At 62.0% G+C, this 16943-nt stretch carries 15 protein-coding genes; 8 read left to right on the top strand and 7 right to left on the bottom strand.

Annotation, left to right across the window (positions count from 1 at the left end; all coding sequences use genetic code 11):
• Positions 1–4: 4 nt before the first annotated feature.
• Positions 5–1537, bottom strand: coding sequence for an FAD-dependent oxidoreductase (locus tag B1781_RS03915; protein ID WP_078118410.1), 1533 nt, complete (start codon positions 1535–1537; stop codon positions 5–7).
• Between the two features lie 312 nt (positions 1538–1849).
• Positions 1850–3589 (bottom strand): mechanosensitive ion channel family protein, encoded by a 1740-nt coding sequence (locus B1781_RS03910; RefSeq protein ID WP_164513243.1) that lies wholly within the window; start codon positions 3587–3589, stop codon positions 1850–1852.
• A 186-nt stretch (positions 3590–3775) separates the two neighbouring features.
• Between B1781_RS03910 and B1781_RS03905 the strand changes: the two genes are divergently transcribed.
• Entirely contained in the window at positions 3776–4750 is a 975-nt protein-coding gene (locus tag B1781_RS03905; protein ID WP_078118408.1) for an MBL fold metallo-hydrolase, read from the top strand.
• A 188-nt stretch (positions 4751–4938) separates the two neighbouring features.
• Here B1781_RS03905 and B1781_RS03900 read toward each other — a convergent pair whose 3' ends face one another.
• From B1781_RS03900 to B1781_RS03885, 4 genes are read right to left on the bottom strand one after another with little or no spacing between them, the layout of a single operon-like run.
• Entirely contained in the window at positions 4939–5694 is a 756-nt protein-coding gene (locus B1781_RS03900; RefSeq protein WP_078118407.1) for a competence/damage-inducible protein A, read from the bottom strand.
• Complete coding sequence (locus B1781_RS03895) at positions 5694–6647, bottom strand: YbgA family protein (RefSeq protein WP_078118406.1); 954 nt, start codon at positions 6645–6647, stop codon at positions 5694–5696. Before B1781_RS03895 ends, B1781_RS03900 begins: the two co-directional genes overlap by 1 nt.
• Before the next feature lie 9 nt (positions 6648–6656).
• On the bottom strand, positions 6657–7610 hold the full coding sequence (locus B1781_RS03890; RefSeq protein ID WP_078118405.1) for an MBL fold metallo-hydrolase: 954 nt from the start codon (positions 7608–7610) through the stop codon (positions 6657–6659).
• 17 nt (positions 7611–7627) lie between these two features.
• Positions 7628–8845, bottom strand: coding sequence for an argininosuccinate synthase (locus B1781_RS03885; protein ID WP_078118404.1), 1218 nt, complete (start codon positions 8843–8845; stop codon positions 7628–7630).
• Between the two features lie 227 nt (positions 8846–9072).
• Here B1781_RS03885 and B1781_RS03880 point away from each other — a divergent pair, with 227 nt between their 5' ends.
• The 7 genes from B1781_RS03880 (at position 9073) to B1781_RS03850 (ending at position 16354) form a co-directional block, all read left to right on the top strand.
• On the top strand, positions 9073–10323 hold the full coding sequence (locus tag B1781_RS03880; RefSeq protein WP_078118403.1) for a hypothetical protein: 1251 nt from the start codon (positions 9073–9075) through the stop codon (positions 10321–10323).
• 15 nt (positions 10324–10338) lie between these two features.
• Entirely contained in the window at positions 10339–11358 is a 1020-nt protein-coding gene (locus B1781_RS03875; RefSeq protein ID WP_078118402.1) for a substrate-binding periplasmic protein, read from the top strand.
• Positions 11355–11915, top strand: a complete 561-nt coding sequence (locus B1781_RS03870; protein WP_078118401.1) for a CBU_0592 family membrane protein — start codon at positions 11355–11357, stop codon at positions 11913–11915. Before B1781_RS03875 ends, B1781_RS03870 begins: the two co-directional genes overlap by 4 nt.
• Before the next feature lie 211 nt (positions 11916–12126).
• Entirely contained in the window at positions 12127–13290 is a 1164-nt protein-coding gene (locus tag B1781_RS03865) for an efflux RND transporter periplasmic adaptor subunit (RefSeq protein WP_078118400.1), read from the top strand.
• Positions 13287–13961, top strand: coding sequence for an ABC transporter ATP-binding protein (locus B1781_RS03860; RefSeq protein ID WP_078118399.1), 675 nt, complete (start codon positions 13287–13289; stop codon positions 13959–13961). The genes B1781_RS03865 and B1781_RS03860 overlap by 4 nt, the downstream gene beginning before the upstream one ends.
• The gene (locus B1781_RS03855; RefSeq protein WP_078118398.1) at positions 13948–15153 is read left to right on the top strand and encodes an ABC transporter permease; all 1206 of its coding nucleotides are present in this window, start codon (positions 13948–13950) and stop codon (positions 15151–15153) included. Before B1781_RS03860 ends, B1781_RS03855 begins: the two co-directional genes overlap by 14 nt.
• Position 15154: 1 nt before the next feature.
• On the top strand, positions 15155–16354 hold the full coding sequence (locus B1781_RS03850; protein WP_078118397.1) for an ABC transporter permease: 1200 nt from the start codon (positions 15155–15157) through the stop codon (positions 16352–16354).
• Positions 16355–16450: 96 nt separating this feature from the next.
• Here B1781_RS03850 and B1781_RS03845 read toward each other — a convergent pair whose 3' ends face one another.
• Entirely contained in the window at positions 16451–16849 is a 399-nt protein-coding gene (locus B1781_RS03845) for a cupin domain-containing protein (RefSeq protein WP_125931858.1), read from the bottom strand.
• Positions 16850–16943 lie beyond the last annotated feature (94 nt).

Genomic DNA, 16943 nt, shown 5'->3' with positions numbered 1-16943 from the left:
CGTGTTACACCCGTGCGCGCAGATGATCGCCGAGGCGCAGCGCCAGGGCGACCAGGGTCAATGTCGGATTGGCTGCGCCGCTGGTCGGAAACACCGAGCTGCCCGCCACGTAGAGATTGTCGATGCCGTGTACCTTGCAGTTGCGGTCGACCACACCCTGCGTCGGATCATCGTGCATACGCGTCGTCCCCATGTGATGACTGCCACCGGCGACCAGTTCAGGCCATTTGCCGTCGTCTTCAACGCCGATCAGCATCCGCCCGATCCCCAGAGCGCCGACCTCCATCGCCAGCGAACGCATATGTTCGACCACGCTGCGGCGGTCGAGCTCGGTCAGGCGCCAGTCCAGCTTGATGCGCGGCAGGCCGAGCGCATCTTTATCATCGGCGAGCGAGACGCGGCTGTCGGGGTTCGGCTCCTGCTCACACGCGCAGCCCATGCCCATCCAGTGGCCTATGCGTTTGGGGAATTCCGGATCGGGCGGGCCATCGCCATCGGTCAGGAAGTACTTGGCCGCCTGCAACAGGTCGACGTGCTGCGCGGCGCGATCCCAGGCATCCTGCGTGTCGGCCTGGTAGTGCCCTGCGATGCCGCCCATGAAGGTGGCGTTCAACAGCCGCCGCTCACGCATGAACTCGGTCGAGGCGTTGAACGCCGCCTTGCACGGGCGCCCTTCGATGATCAGGCGGTCGCGATACAGCTCCGGCATGCGTTTCTGATCGGCCAGCACGATCTCGCCGAACCCGGTGAGATGTGGATGCTCCATGAAGTAACGGCCAACCAGGTCGTTCTGATTGCCCAGGCCGACCTTCATCTGCTTGTTGGACAACAGCAGCATGCGCGCGTTTTCCAGGCCGCCGGTGGCGACCACATAGGTCTTGGCGCGCACCGTGTGTTCGAGCCCGTTCAGGGTCTTGATGCTCAGGCCGGTGACCGCGCGTGCATCGTCGGTCGCATCGATGTGGCTGACGTTGGCGTTCAACATCACCTGGATGTTGCCCGCGGCCTCCAGCTCCGGCCCGTAACGCTTGCCGAAGCGCGTGGGCGGGCTGAAATGCACGAAGCGGATCTGCATGCGCCCGGTCCGGGGATCGGGCAGCTTGTCCTTGGTGCGCTCCTGCCAATACTGCTTGTCGGCATAGCGGCCGGGCGCGACCTCGACGATCTCGCTGGCAGGCTCGTAGTACGGTTCGAGTTCGTCGATGGCGAACGGCCAACCGCTGTGCGGCACCCAATCGCGCTTCTCGAAGTCGATCGGGTCGAGCGGCCGACAGTAGCCGCCCCAGTGATTCGACGAGCCGCCGAAGTAGCGCATGCGGTTGACCGCCAGCGGATACTCGATACCGGTGTTCACCCCCTCGTACATGGCCTGCACGTCGGCATCGAAATCAACACCGCCGGCTTCGACGATCATGATACGCGTGGCGCGTCCGGCAAAGCTCCTGGCGAGTGTTATCCCGGCAGGGCCGCCGCCGATGATCGCGATATCGGCGTCGAAGCTGGAGCCATTGGGGAGTTTACGGGCATCTATATACATAAGTTGGCAGCTTGATTAGTCCTGATGAAAGGGGAAGACGATCCTTCGCCAATGAATGCGCAGCGATCCACGGAGGCCGGCAAACATACCGCGCGCGCGCCGCTGGAAACCAGCGAAATCTCACAATCCTTGGTCGGCGTTTGATACACGTCAGACGGTTTCGCAGCCGTCGTCCATCTCGCGACCACCGGCAACTGAAGTGCACCGCATGCCACTCAGAACAGGCAGCGGCATGCAGGTTCCGGGGCAATGTGAACCGATCGACATTTCCGGCGAAGATGCCCGCAGCACGTTGCGCATCAAGCCCCTTACTCAGCGGAAGCTGACCGGTGGCGGCCGCTCGCCGATGCCGGTGCTCTCGGCGACGATCTCTTTCGCCGCCGCTGCACCGAGGTCTCTTGCGGCGTCTATTTCGTGGCCGTCTTCGACTACCGCATGTTCCTCGCTGCGCACATACAGCGTCTGTGTCGGGAACGCGTACTCCACGCCAAGCCGTTTCGCCAACCGCAGACAGTCCATCAGAAAACGGTGGCGTTCACGCAGCTCGGTGCTCCAATCCGGTGTCTGCCAAAAGACATACACCAGCACCTCCAGCGCGGAATCGCCCAAACCGTTGAGATAGACGTGGTAGTAATCCTTACGCATGTAAGGGTGCTGGCGTACGATCTCGCGGATGCCCTCGCAGAAACTCTCGATCCGGTCGGGCGGCGTGTCGTAGGCAATCGCGAACTTGGTCGACAGTCGGCGATAGCGGCGCTCGCCCATGTTGTCGACGGTCGCCGTGATGAACTGCGAGTTCGGCACCGTGACCACCGAATTGTAGAAAGTGCGGATGCGCGTGCTGCGGAAGCCCAGGCTCTCGACCGATCCCTCTTGGTCGCCCACCTTGATCCAGTCACCGACGGTGAAAGTGCGGTCGAGCAGGATCGTGACCGAGCCGAACAGGTTCTGCACCATGTCCTTGGCCGCCAAGGCGAATGCCAGGCCACCCAGGCCGAGACCGGCGATCAGGCCGGTGACGTCCACGTTGAGATTGTCGGCGACGAAGATGATGCCGACCACCGTCACGAAGATCTTCAGCGTGCGCGTGATCAGTGGCGCCAGTACATCGTCGACCTTGTTGGTCGTCAGGCGGGCGCGGCGTTCCAACCAGGCGGAAACCAGGTCGACCAGGCGGTAGGCGGTCCACACCCCGGCGGCACTGGCGAGAAACTTGACCGCAATCAGCAGCACCAGCAATGCCCGTTCGGGCAGCCCCAGCAGGTTGATGCCGACCCACCAGACCAGTGCCATCGCCACCATACCGAGCGGGCGCAGCATGCGGTCGGACACCTCGTTGAACGCGCCGTGGCCGACACGGCCGCGCCAGCCACGCATGAACAGGCGCAGCAGGAAACTGACGATCGCGTCGACCAGCACACCCGCTGCGGCAATGATCAGCAGTCCCAGCCAACGCCAGTTCTCGAGCAGAAATATCTCTTGTTTGAGCACCGGCGGCAGATGTGACCGCAAGCGCAGATGAAACGGCAGGTGCGAGGTGTCCTCGTCAGCGCCCGCAACCCGCTTGGCATCTGCGAGTTCTTCCAGGATCGCCGGCAGCTTGTCGAGCGACTGCGCATCGAAAAGCCAACGGCCATCGGGCTGGCGACTGATGCGGATTGCACCGTTTTGGTATTCGGCAAACTGCCAGGGTTCGCCTTCGGTACGCTTCGGCACCTTTTTCGTGTCGACCAGGCGGGTGCGGTCCATCACCTCGAGCAGGGTCCACGCGAGATCGGTACCGCGCTCGGTGCGGATCAGTACATTGACACCTTCGAGGTCGAGCGTGGAGATCGCGGCATCGATGCGTTCCGGCTCACCGCGCTTGATGTCGTTCATCGCATGCAGAAAGGTCTCCATGGTGGCACGCGGCGATGCAAGCGCAGCCGGAACAGACGCCTGAACCTCGGCCGGTCCAGCAGTCGCCTGGTCTTCGGCGCCGACGCGCGTGACCAGTGAGAGTCCGAAAAGCAGAATCAGGAGCGGAAGGCAGCGTGTCGAGGATATGAGCATAGAGACAATCGGTCGCGGCGACGTATCGGGGCGCCGCATTGTAAAACACCCGGGTGCCCGATTCGACGCCCCACCCCACCCCGGGCCGCGAAACGGTGCGAATCGGCTGCGATCCGGCCGGGCTCGCGTTGCGTTTCCGGCCTGGCCCACCTACGCTCGTTAACGATCAGCAAGTGGAGAACCGACATGCCCCGACCCACCAGCACCCCCCTTCTCGCCGCTGGCATCTCACTGCTCTGCGCCAGCACACTGGCCGGCGCCGCCGGCCATGTCACGGTCACAGCATTGGGCAGCCACGACGGTGAATTCTGCCGCGCCGATCGCGCACTGGTGTTCGAAGACCCGAACGGCACACGCGTGCTGTATGACGCCGGGCGCACCGTGGCCGGGGCGGCCGATCCGCGCCTCGGCAAGATCGACATCGTGTTGGTCAGCCACATGCACGGCGACCACCTCGGCGACAAGCGCATCGAGACGACCGGCAAGGGAAGCTGCGCCGCACCTGAAACCCCGGTCGATGCAACACCGAACTCCAACAGCGTCGAGATCGCCGTCGCCAGCAAGGCCAAGCTCGTAACCGGTAGCGAGATGCCGCGTTTTCTGGCCACCAAGATGCAGGCCGCGGGTGGCGATCCAAAGGACTCGGTGCTGGTACGCTTCGGCGCCTCACAAGTCGTCGGCGGGGTTGCCATCACCACGGTGCCGGCCGCACACAGCAACGGGGTCGCACCGGAGTTCGTCGGCGGGAAGCTTGCCGAACTGCTTGAAGCTTCGGGCCTGACCGCCTACGTCGGCCCACCGACCGGCTATGTGCTGACGTTCTCCAACGGCCTGATCGTTTACCTGTCGGGAGATACCGGCATTACCGCAGAGCAGGACAGCGTGGTGCGCGGACACTACGCCGCCGAACTGGCCGTCATGAACATCGGCGACACCTACACCACCGGCCCGACCGAGGCGGCCTACGTCGTCAACCAGCTGATCAAGCCGACCAGCATCATCGCATCACATGCAAATGAGGCGGCGACCCAGGACGGCAAAGTCGTTGCCGGTTCGCGCACGGCTCGGTTCATCGAGGCCAGCCAGATGCCGGTCCATATACCGTTGAGCGGCACCACGATGGCATTCGATGGCGGCGGGCAGTGTGTGACGGGATGTTGAAACGTTTCCGCTGAACGCAGGCGTTACCAGCTGCGTCGAGGTCAGCAACCGACCGGGCGCTATCGGCGGCGATGCAACACCCTGCCGCACAAGCGATCTACGCATTGCCGTCAGGTTGTCTGCGATGCGCTTTTGCTCTTGTTGCCGAGAAGGTGAGGGTTAAGCCGCGCGGTGCCGATCGCAGCGGCTCAATCGTCGAGAAGTTCGAATCGCACGCCGCGTTGGCGCAGGCCCTCGGTCAATGCCTGCATCGCCGGCTCGAGATCGCCGCGGCCGCGAAACCCGATCTCGATCTGAAACTCCTCGCCCAAGCGCGGCAGGCTGAACAACTTGGCATCGCCATATCGCTCGGTGAGTTCTGCCATCAGGTCCATCAGGCTGCTCTCGGTGACGCCGTATACGCGAACCGACCGCTGTTTCTCACCGAGACCGCCCTGCGCATAGTAGGTATCCAATACCCAGTCGGCCATCGGGTGCGCCATATCCGGGAAACCGGGCATGAAGTAGTGTCGGTTGATACTGAAACCGGGGATGCGATTGTAGGGGTTGGGGATCAGCTCGCTGCCTTCGGGAAGCTCGGCCATCTTTATCCGATTCGGGTACGCCTCTTCGCCAAAGCGCGCCTCGATCTCGGCGACCGCACCGGCGTGCAACGTCAACGGCACACCCGCGGCCTGCGCGGCGCAGGCGCGTGTGTGGTCATCCGGGGTCGCGCCGATGCCGCCGCAACAGAACACCGGGATAGCTTCGGTCATCGTACGCGCGAACTCGCCGATCAGGTAATCCGGATCGTCCGGCAGGATGCGCAACCAGGCCACCGAAAAACCACGTGCGCGCAGCTTTTGACCCAGCCCATCGAAATGCCTGTCTTTACGGCGACCGTTCAGTATCTCGTCGCCAATCACGATGATGCCGAACATACTGATTGTTGCCGGCACCGCCATCAGATGTTGTTCCTCAGCCCCAAGGATTCGGGATAGGGATCGAGATACCATTGCTGATCGATGTAATTGTCGGGATGACAGCGGAAGTAGTGCCGCAGGAGCTTCATCGGCACGACCAGCGGCACCTCTTCGCGACGATAGGCCTCGATACTGTCGGCCAGCTCTTTCTTGTCATCGCCATCGATGCGGTTCTTCAGATAACCCTGGATATGCTGTAGTGCGTTGACATGCCGCTTGCGACCCACGCGCCGCTTCAGCGCGTTCATGAACTCAGCCTCGTAGGCGTCGGCAATCTGATCGAGATCGACACCTTTGAGATGTGAAAGCAATCTGCCCAATCGCTGGTAGGCGGCCTGCGAATGCGCCATGACCATATACTTGTGACGGGCATGAAAGTCGGTAAGGGCTTTGGCGCTGAGGCCGTCGCGGCGCAAGGTCTGCCAACGCCGATAGGCGAACACGCGGTTGACGAAGTTCTCGCGCAACAGGGCATCGTGCAGTCGACCTTCTTCTTCGCACGGCAGGTTGGGCAGGCTTTGCATCAGGACGCGCGCATAGGCACCGACACCCTTCTTCTGCGCCGGCCCCTTGTCGGCGTACAGCTTGACCCGCTCCATACCGCAGCTCGGCGATTTGCTCATGAACACATAGCCGCTGATGTCGGGTAGCTGGGCGGCCGTACTCAAAGCGAAATCCTCCAGCGCCTCGGTCACGTCGACGCTGGGATCGTCGACACCAACGACGCGGATATCTTCCGGCGTGCCCACCAGGCGGATCGGTGGTCGCGGCGTACCCAGCCCGATCGCCATCTCCGGGCAGAACGGGCGGTAATCGACGTGTTTACCGAATTGATCGACCAGCCAGCGGTCAAGCTTGGCCGTACCGTCGTAGCGCACCTTCTGCCCGAGCAGACAACTGCTGATGCCAATCACCGGACGCTCGGCGTAGCTCATGACGAGTAATCAGAACGCCGCGGCTTCGGCTTCGAGAAAGGCGCCGTTGATGTGCTTGCCGAGTTCGATATCGAAACCGGACCAGGCCTGCCAGGCCTCGAGCTTGGGCAACAATACCGGTCGTATCTCGAAATCGGCCAAGCCCTCGTCAACACCCTGCTGTGCTGCGCCATACACGGTTTGCAGGTAATCGCGATACGTCTGCGCGACCTCTTGGCCACCGGTCTTGCCGTGGCCCGGCACGAACACGCTCGCGCCCATGGCCATCGCGCTCTCCAGCGCCTCGATGTTGCCGGCAAAGCTACCGCCTTCCAAACGCAGGATACGGCCGTTGCCGGCATTGTCGCCGAGGAACATCACGCCACGCTCTTTGACCAACACCATGATGTCGGTGTCGGTATGCGCCTTGTCGTTGTTCATCACGACGTAGGTGTCGCCGCCGATGGCTATCTCGTCGCCGTCCTTCACCGGATGATCCGGCCCGACCACTTCGGTACCGGCAGTCGCCTTCTCGGTCATCGACAGCATCATCTGCACCCACTCGGTGCCGGCGCCGGCGATAACCCGCGGACCGACACGCTCATGGCCATAGATCGGTGCCTCCGGGTACTTGGCGCGGATCGCCTGATTGCCCAGCCAGTGATCGCCATGGATGTGCGAGTTGAAGACGGCGATTACCGGCTTGTCGGTGATCGCTTCGATACGGGCCAACACCATCTCGCCAATCTGCACGCTGCCGCCCGGATCGACCACGACCACGCCGTCGTCCGAAATGATGAACGCCGGGTTGTTCATGAACCCCTGGTTCGACGGCGACGGCAGTTCCGTCGGCCCATGAATCACGTAGACCCCGGAAGCGACCTGCTCGGGAGCCCATGCGCCGCGCAGCGGCCCGGCCTTTTGCAGGGCATAGGCCGCGCCTGCGATCAGCAGCAATCCCAACCAGAGACTCTTCTTCAACATCGCCCTACCCCGTTGTTTCACTTGCGACGCGCGCCGACACGCAGGCGCAAGGCATTCAGCTTGATGAAGCCCTCCGCATCTTTCTGATTGTAGGCACCGGCGTCGTCTTCGAACGTCGCGATCGACTCGTCGAACAGGCTGTGGCTCGGCGACTTGCGACCGGCGACGATCACATTGCCCTTGTACAGCTTCATGCGCACCGTGCCGTTCACCACCTTCTGCGTCTGGTCGATCAGCGCCTGCAGCGCCTCGCGCTCCGGGCTCCACCAATAACCGTTGTAGATCATGCTGGCGTACTTGGGCATCAGTTCATCTTTGAGATGGGCCGCTTCGCGATCCAGGGTCAGCGATTCGATCGCACGATGCGCCTTCAGCATGATGGTGCCGGCCGGCGTTTCATAGCAGCCGCGCGACTTCATGCCGACGTAACGGTTCTCGACGATATCGTCACGGCCGATGCCGTTCTCGCCACCGACCTTGTTCAGGTATTCCATGACGGTTGCCGGCGACTTGGCCTCGCCGTTGACCGCGACGATGTCGCCGTTCTCATAGGTCAGTTCGACATAGGTCGGCTGGTCGGGCGCCGATTCCGGCGAGACGCTCCAGCGCCACATGTCTTCCTCGGGCTCGGCCCAGGGGTCTTCGAGAATGCCGCCCTCGTACGAGATATGCAGCAGGTTGGCATCCATCGAGTAAGGCGACTTCTTGCCCTTCTTGGCGAAATCGACCGCGATACCGTGCTCCTCGGCGTATTTCATGAGCTTTTCGCGCGACAGCAGATCCCACTCACGCCACGGGGCAATCACCTTGACATCCGGCTTGAGCGCGTAGGCGCCGAGTTCGAAACGCACCTGATCGTTACCCTTGCCGGTTGCGCCGTGCGAGATCGCGTCCGCGCCGGTCTCGTTGCAGATCTCGATCAGACGCTTGGCGATCAGCGGACGGGCAATCGAGGTGCCGAGCAGGTATTCGCCTTCGTAGATCGCATTGGCGCGGAACATCGGGTACACGAAATCACGCGCAAATTCCTCGCGCAGATCGTCGATGTAGATCTCCTTGATACCCGCCGCCTCGGCCTTGGCACGCGCCGGCTCTACCTCTTCACCCTGACCGATATCGGCGGTGAAGGTCACCACCTCGCAGCCGTATTCGTCCTGCAGCCACTTGAGGATGATCGAGGTATCCAGCCCACCCGAGTAGGCCAGAACGACTTTTTTGATGCCCGATTGAGCCATATTGCGCCCCTATGGAAAACGACATTGCGGAAACGCGGATTATACATCGGGCGAGCGGGTTTAGAGACCTGCGCCCTGCCTCCGGGAGGCGTGGCTGACGCTCGAACCCCCGAATGGCACAATGGCATCTTCACCTGTGAGCCGCCGCGCCACCCGGCTTGCACCCGATTCGGATCGATCGCGGGCGAATCAGCCGTTCTGCCCGAGCGATCAACACAGGAACGACGATGGCCGAACCGAATCCAAGCCAGCGACACGCCACGATCAAGACGCTCTCCCCGATCCTCGTCCCATTCAGTTTCCGCACCGGGACAACCGACGCCCTCGATGAATACCGCGAGTTTCTGCGCAACATCGAAGACTTCGACCCCGCCCTGAAGGTCAAGGCGCCACCGACGGGCTCGCAGGAATACCAGAACCTGTCGAGCGACGTCCGAAATCTCGACATCGCCACCTGGCAGGACACGAACAGCGAGCACGACATCCTGTTCCATGTCTTTCCCAACGCCATCGCCATCGTCGAGATCACGTTTCGCCACATGCCGGTAGTTTCCAGCGAAGAGCTGGAGAAACAGGTTCAGGACCGCAGCCGCGCCTTGATCAAGGCCTCGTTTCAACGCTTTGTCGAGCTGCTGAAGGCACTGCGTCAAAGCCACCCGGACCCGATCTTTATCGACCCATCGACGCACCCCGCCAACCAGAAGAAGGTGCATATCTTCTGGACATCCCGCGCGCTGCTGCTGTCGCAGGAGCAGGCAACGTCATCGGCATGGAAGACCATCATCGATGATTGGCTGGCGCTCACTCAACGCCCCGAAGACGCCGCAGCGATCACCAAGGGTGATCTCAACTGCTCGATGACCTGGCTGAATTACGTGCTTGTCGACAGTGCAGACGGCGCAGAGGACTTTCGCATCGAAACGATGGTGCTGGCACAGTACATCTATACGGCACAGGCACAGTGCAATCTGCATCTCAAGCAGGCCATATCCGTTGCCTACACCAGCGACCGACCGCTGCGGGCCAAGACGCAACTCGAAGAGAGCCGAGTGATGAGCCGCCTGCACCAGGTGACATTCAACGACCACCTGGGCTACATGACGCGACCGAAACGCAAGCTGCTGGATGAAATACTCGAGTCCTGGGAATTCGAGCAACTGCTCGACAATGGTCAACGCATGATCGAGGTATGCACCAGCCGGATCGAAGAGGCCAGCGAACGGCAACGCGAACGCAGTTCGATGTTGACCGACCTGCTGCTGGTGTCGTTGAGTTTTTTCGCCGTGTTCGAGCTATCGATGAACCTGACGCAGTTCAGCCGCGAGGCGATGTCGCGGCCGACGCTCGATTACAACGACGACCAGCCGTCGTTCTTTCTGCGCCTGATCGCCGAGATCGACACCGACATCATGTTCGGTTTCGGCGTGACTGCAACCCTGTTGCTCGTCATTGTCTATCGTTTCCTGAAATCGCGGTAACGCAACGGGATTGCCATGATTTACTCGCTGAAACAGCTGGCAGGCAGATACATCGCGGTTGTCGCCTTTGTTCACTTGGCCGGCGTATCCCACGCAAGCGATCGCTTGGAAGTACTCACCGATGCGTGGCCGCCGTATATCAATGCCGAAGGCGAGCCACTGGGTTCGGCGGCGCATGTGCTCGACCTGATCGGTACCGAGGCCGATGCAGAGGTGGCATGGCGTTACAAGCCGTACGGCCTGGCCTATCAACTGGTCAAGCGCAACAAGGCATTGCTGGCTTACCCCTACTTCCGTAACCGGCAGCGCAGCGGCGAGGTGCTGTTCTCCGAACCGGTTTTCTCCGTCCGCAGCCGCATTTACTACAATCGCCGCTTCATCGACGGCGAACGCGTCAAACGGGATTTTGAACAACTCCGCATGGGGCGCGTTGCCGGTTACAGCTATGGCGAGCAACTCGACAAGCTCATCAAAGATCCGATGATCTTCCCCAACGAGCTGGCGGCTCTCGAGGCGTTGTTCACCAACGATATCGACCTGTTGCCGATGACCGAGGGCGTAATGTACACGACCCTGCAAAGGCACTTTCCGAATCGCGAGCAACTGGTATTACCGATCGACGGTATCGAAGACGAATCCAGCCTGCATGTCATCGCCGCCAGAACGGCCGATGGTGAAGCAGCGATTGCCAAACTGAACCAGGCATTGGCGAGGCTGGACGATCTGGGCATCGCAGCAACCCCGCAGAGCATCGACTCGAACAAGAAGCGCCTGGATCTGGCCAAGCTGATTCCGGCAGAAGGCTACCCGGTTATCCTCGGACGCCTTTCCGACGATGAGAGCAATCAGCAATACTTCGCCCTGCCGCAAGGTACCCGGGTGATCGTGCTCGAATGGAGCGACAAGATCCAACGCGCATCCGATTCCGATCGGCTTTACAAGATCATGATCGACATGAGTAAGGTCGTCATTCTCAATGGCCCGCATGTCGGCAAGGTGCTGTTTGTACGCAATATGCACATCGAACTGTTGTGACGGCATTCGATGCGCTCGGCTACGCGGGCACTGTCCTGTATCTCGCGAATCACGCCTATGTTTCGCTGCATCCCAGCTACAGAGAGACCTGGTATTTCTCAGCCAATCTGATCGCTGCACTCGCCGTCGTTGCCAGCTCGCTGGCATTGATGTCGATGCAGGCCGTCGCGACCAACGCGTTCTGGGCAATCATCAGTATTCTGCGTTTGTTCGGTAAGACGCCGGCACTCGCCATCTCTGTACCGACGTTGGGATGGCAAACCCTGCTTGCCACCGGCGTTTGCCTGACCATCGGCTGGTGGCTGGATGCCGCTATCGCGATTGCGGTAGCTGCATGGTGTTCCGTGTTGTTGTTTGCGACTGCGTACTTTCTGTTTGCATCCGGGCAGCTCGCGAAACGTCACTATCTGATAGCCAACTTCGTCGCTGCGATCGTGATCATGCCGCAGCTTTGGGTAGACGCTAACTATCCCGTGCTATTGCTCGAGTTCGCCTGGGCGGTCATATCCGCGGTGGGCGCCGTTCGCGCCGACCGCGCGGCGCGTGTCGTGGAGTAACGCGACAACATAAACCCCGCTTCTGTCTGGATTGCGACCTGCAGCATGCGACACCGTCTAACAGTCACAAGCGGTCGCTTATTGATCGCCGGTAACTCAAAGTAACCATCTCGCCACATAACGCACGCCCCGGATCATCGCGATTGAGTACGGAACCTGCGATAATTCAACCGAATCAACAACAGCATCGCGATTGTCAAGGCTGGTAGCCATGGCCGGAAACAAGACGGCACGCCGCACCTTCATCTTCCTTCTTATCTTGGCCGTTCTGGCAACGTGGATCTGGTGGGCCACGCGCGCCAAGCCGATCTCGGTCGCCGTGGCCGCGGCCGAGAAGGGCACGGTAGAGAAAACCGTCGCCAACACCCGTGCAGGGACGGTAAAGGCCTGCCGGCGCGCCAAGCTCTCGCCCAGTGCAGGCGGTCAGATCGACAAGCTGCCCGTCAGCGAAGGCCAACAAGTCAAGCAAGGCGACCTGCTGCTGGAGCTATGGAACGACGATATCGAGGCGCAGCTTGCGCTGACCTTGCAGGAAGCCAACGCCGCCGCCGCGACATCGCTGGCCAAGTGCATCGAGGCCGAACAGGCGCAGCGCGAAGCCAATCGCTTGAAGAAGCTGCTGTCGCGCAAACTGGTATCGGAGGAGCAGGTCGACCAGGCCGAGACTGCAGCGCAATCCGGCAGCGCCGCCTGCGAGGCATCGCGCGCGACCGCCCTGGTCAGCGAAGGGCGTATCGGCGTCACCCAGGCGACCCTGGAAAAGACGCGCCTGATCGCACCCTTCGATGGCGTGGTCGCCGAGATAAACGGCGAGTTGAACGAGTACGTTACGCCATCGCCGATCGGTATCCCCACCCCGCCCGCGGTCGACCTGATCGCCAACGATTGCTTCTACCTGACCGCGCCGATCGATGAAGTCGATGTGGCGCAGATCAGTGTCGGCCAGACGGCGCGCATTACGCTCGATGCCTTCGGTGAGCGTCGCTTCGACGGCAAGGTCCGCCGCATCGCCGACTATGTGCTGGACGTTGAAAAGCAGGCGCGCACGGTCGACGTCGAGGTCGAGTTCGTCAACAAGGCCGATATCGAGCAACTGCTCGCGGGCTATTCCGCCGACGTCGAGATCATTCTCGACATCCGCAAGGACACCTTGCGCATCCCGACCGAGGCATTGATCGAAGGCAACAAGGTTTACGTCTATCTGCCGGACAGCCAAGTCGTCGAAAAACGCGAGGTCAAGCCCGGCACTGCAAACTGGGATTTCACCGAGGTCAGCGACGGGCTGGCCGAGGGTGACCTGGTCGTCACCTCGGTCGATCGCGAAGGACTCGACGACGGCGTGGCGGCCAAGCGGGAAAAAGCCGACGAAAAATGATCGTCCTGCAAGACATCGAGCGGCATTTTCAGGTTGGCGACGAAGTGGTTCATGCACTCGCCGGCGTGTCGCTGGAACTGCCTGAAGGCGACTACGTATCGGTCATGGGTCCGTCCGGTTCGGGCAAATCGACCCTGCTCAACGTGCTCGGCCTGCTCGACCGACCGGATGCCGGGCATTACCGTTTGAACGATGTCGAGACCACCGAGCAAGGTGAAGAGAAACGCGCCGCACTACGCCGCGACCACATCGGCTTCGTCTTCCAGGCCTTCCACCTGATTCCCCGTCTCAGTGCGGCCGACAACATCGCGCTGCCGATGTTGCTCGCCGGGGTCGACCCGGACGAGCGCCGACAGCGGGTCGACGAGGTGCTGGCATCGCTCGATCTGACGAAGCGTGCCCACCACCGTCCCGACCAGCTCTCCGGCGGTCAACGCCAACGCGTCGCCATCGGCCGCGCGGTTATCATGAAGCCCGACCTGTTACTCGCCGACGAACCCACTGGCAACCTCGACCAGCACTCGGGCAGCGACGTGATCGAACTGCTGGAACAACTCAACCACTCCGGCATCACGCTGGTCGTCGTCACCCACGACCCGGCGATCGGCGATCGCGCACGTCGTGAGATCCACATGGTCGACGGGCAGATCGATCGCGATGCGCGCGATTGACCTGATCCGCTTTTCGATGGCCTCGCTGGCCGGCGCGCGTGGCCGCACTCTGCTGATGCTGCTGGCGATGAGTATCGGCGTGGCATCGGTGGTGGTGCTGACGGCACTCGGCGAAGGCGCGCGACGCTACGTGGTCGGCGAGTTCGCACAGCTCGGCACCCACCTGTTGATCGTCATGCCCGGGCGCAACGAGACCACCGGCGGCGCTCCCCCATTGTTCGGTTCGACGCCGCGCGACCTGACACTGGATGACGCCCTGGGCCTGCTGCGCGAGCGCAGTATCGACCGTATCGCGCCGGTCACGGTCGGTAATGCGCCGGTATCGTACGGCTCACGCGAACGCGAGGTCACCATCGTCGGCACCACCTACGACTACTTTGTAATCCGCCATCTCGAGGTGAGCAGCGGCAGGCCGTTGCCGGATATCGATCCGCAGCGCAGCAGCAACGTGGTCGTGCTCGGCCCCGGCTTGAAGCGCGAGTTGTTCGGCAGCCAACCATTCCTCGGTCAGTGGGTGCGGCTCAACGATCGGCGCTTTCGGGTTATCGGTGTGCTCGGCGAAGGCGGCCAGTCGCTCGGTCAGGACATGGACGATATGGCAATGATCCCGGTGGCCTCGGCACAGAGCCTGTTCAATGCCCCATCGCTGTTCCGCATCATGATCCAGGCGCGTAGCGAGGGCGACATCGAACGTGCAAAGACCGCCACGCGCGACATCATCCGTGAGCGACATGACGGTGAAGACGATGTCACCATCATCGCCCAGGATGCGTTGTTGTCGACGTTCGACGGTATCCTGCGCGCACTGACCTATACCGTCGGCGGCATTGCCGGGATCAGTCTTGCGGTCGCCGGCATCCTGATCATGAACGTGATGTTGGTTGCTGTATCGCAGCGGGTCAGCGAGATCGGTCTGCTCAAGGCGCTCGGCTCGCCCGAGCGACAGGTGTTGCGCCTGTTCCTGGTCGAATCGGTGCTGCTCGCCGGCGCCGGTGCCATGCTCGGCCTGCTGATATCGATCGTGGCCATCGTCGCGCTGCAGCGCGTGTTCCCGAGCTTTCCGCTGGCAGCACCGCTATGGGCACCGATCGCTGCCGTCGCGGTCGCCGTGTCGACCGGGCTGATCTTCGGCGTGCTGCCGGCGCGCCGCGCCGCGCGGCTCGACCCGGTCAAGGCACTGACCGGTCGTTGAGATGTTATTACGCGATCACATTCACCTGACCAGCAGCGCAATCTTCGCGCATCGTTTGCGTAGCCTGCTGACCGGCTTGGGCATCGCCGTCGGCATCGCTGCGGTCGTCTTGCTGACGGCGATCGGCGAAGGCGTGCAACGCTTCGTGGTTTCCGAGTTCACCCAGTTCGGCACCAACCTGTTGGCGATCGCACCGGGCAAAACCGAGACCTTCGGCATGTCCGGCGCATTGATCAGCAACGTAAGACCACTGAGCCTCGACGATGCCGAAGCACTCAAGCGGACCCCGCAGGTGCGCGCCGTGATGCCCTTTATTCAAGGCAACGCTGCCGTTGAATCCGGTGGTCTGACACGGCGCACAGCGGTGTTCGGCACCGGCGCGCATGTGCCCGAGGTATGGCAGATCAAGCCGGTGCTCGGGCGCTTCCTGCCGGACGACGAGCCGCGCCGCGCGCGTGCCTTTGCGGTGCTTGGCAGCAAACTGCGCAGCGAGTTGTTCGGCGATCAGTCACCGCTCGGCGCGCGCATCCGCATCGGCGGCGAAACCTACCGCGTGATCGGCACGATGGAATCCAAGGGCCAGATGCTCGGGTTCGACCTCGATGACTCGGTCTATATTCCGGTTGCACGCGCCATGGCGATGTTCAATCGCGAGAGCCTGATGGAGATCGATGTCCTCTACGACGAAGAGGCCGACGCCGATGTGATCGCTGCGCGCGTCAAAGAACGCCTGTTGGCGCGTCACGGCAACGAAGACTTCACCATCACCACGCAAGATCAGATGCTCGAGGTGCTCGGTTCGGTCCTCGAGGTACTAACACTCGCCGTCGGTGCGCTCGGCGCCATCTCGTTGCTGGTCGGCGGCATCGGCATCCTGACGATCATGACGATCTCGGTAAACGAGCGTACCGCCGAGGTGGGATTGCTGCGCGCCCTGGGGGCCGGCAAACCGCAAATCATCAGCCTGTTCCTCGGTGAAGCCGTGATCCTCGCCGCTACCGGTGGTGCGGCCGGACTACTGCTGGGTATCGGTGGTTCATGGGCGATCGGCGCCGCGATACCCGGACTGCCGACCCATGTCGCGTGGAGTTACGCCGGATTGGCACTGGCAATCGCCGCGGCGATCGGTCTGCTGGCAGGCGTGGCCCCGGCGTTTCGTGCGGCCGGTCTCGACCCGGTCGAGGCATTGCGCGCCGAATAGCCGCACCGGATCCTGCCGGATCTCATCCTGGGTGTTTCGACAGCAATGCTCTGCCATGCGTAGCGCCGGCAAACACCGCAGGCCGGCTGATCGGGTTCAGGCATCGCGGTGTTGCGTGTCTTCCCCCGGGGTGATGAACAACACCTGCGACGCCGTGGCAACTTTGGCGGTATGCCAGGTTGCCGCGGGCACGATGGCGAAGTCGCCAGGCTTGCACAAGGTGGTCGACCGAGTGCCGTCATCTTGTTGCATCAAAAAGGTCACGCGACCGGACAACAGGCACACGATCTCGTCGCCGTTGGGGTGCATCTCCCAACTTGGCCAATCCGCATCGAAGGCGTGGATCGAGACCAGGTACTCATCGTGAAAACTGCCGAGTTCACCGCCGATAAGGCGCTGGTAGAAGTGCTCGTCCACACGCAGCGGCTCGGCGGCCGCATCGGCGCGAAGGCGCAGGAAGGTCGATGCAAGATTGGGACAGGGTTCGTCACTCACGGCAGTTTCCTTGCCGCTGTGCGGCTCGATGCAGATCAAGCCTAGCAGATGCCGGTGGGTTGCTTGGCAAAGGCGCCCACATTGCCGACTCAGT

This window comes from Thiosocius teredinicola (genome assembly GCF_002009425.1).
Taxonomy (GTDB): Bacteria; Pseudomonadota; Gammaproteobacteria; order Chromatiales; family Chromatiaceae; genus Thiosocius; species Thiosocius teredinicola.
Note: the sequence above shows the minus strand (reverse complement) of the source record. Positions and strands in the feature narration are given on the sequence as shown.

Coding starts and splice junctions, on each gene's coding strand:
- B1781_RS03915 (WP_078118410.1), bottom strand. CDS start 1,537: ATGTATATAGATGCCCGTAAACTCCCCAATGGCTCCAGCTTCGACGCC.
- B1781_RS03910 (WP_164513243.1), bottom strand. CDS start 3,589: ATGCTCATATCCTCGACACGCTGCCTTCCGCTCCTGATTCTGCTTTTC.
- B1781_RS03905 (WP_078118408.1), top strand. CDS start 3,776: ATGCCCCGACCCACCAGCACCCCCCTTCTCGCCGCTGGCATCTCACTG.
- B1781_RS03900 (WP_078118407.1), bottom strand. CDS start 5,694: ATGGCGGTGCCGGCAACAATCAGTATGTTCGGCATCATCGTGATTGGC.
- B1781_RS03895 (WP_078118406.1), bottom strand. CDS start 6,647: ATGAGCTACGCCGAGCGTCCGGTGATTGGCATCAGCAGTTGTCTGCTC.
- B1781_RS03890 (WP_078118405.1), bottom strand. CDS start 7,610: ATGTTGAAGAAGAGTCTCTGGTTGGGATTGCTGCTGATCGCAGGCGCG.
- B1781_RS03885 (WP_078118404.1), bottom strand. CDS start 8,845: ATGGCTCAATCGGGCATCAAAAAAGTCGTTCTGGCCTACTCGGGTGGG.
- B1781_RS03880 (WP_078118403.1), top strand. CDS start 9,073: ATGGCCGAACCGAATCCAAGCCAGCGACACGCCACGATCAAGACGCTC.
- B1781_RS03875 (WP_078118402.1), top strand. CDS start 10,339: ATGATTTACTCGCTGAAACAGCTGGCAGGCAGATACATCGCGGTTGTC.
- B1781_RS03865 (WP_078118400.1), top strand. CDS start 12,127: ATGGCCGGAAACAAGACGGCACGCCGCACCTTCATCTTCCTTCTTATC.
- B1781_RS03860 (WP_078118399.1), top strand. CDS start 13,287: ATGATCGTCCTGCAAGACATCGAGCGGCATTTTCAGGTTGGCGACGAA.
- B1781_RS03855 (WP_078118398.1), top strand. CDS start 13,948: ATGCGCGCGATTGACCTGATCCGCTTTTCGATGGCCTCGCTGGCCGGC.
- B1781_RS03850 (WP_078118397.1), top strand. CDS start 15,155: ATGTTATTACGCGATCACATTCACCTGACCAGCAGCGCAATCTTCGCG.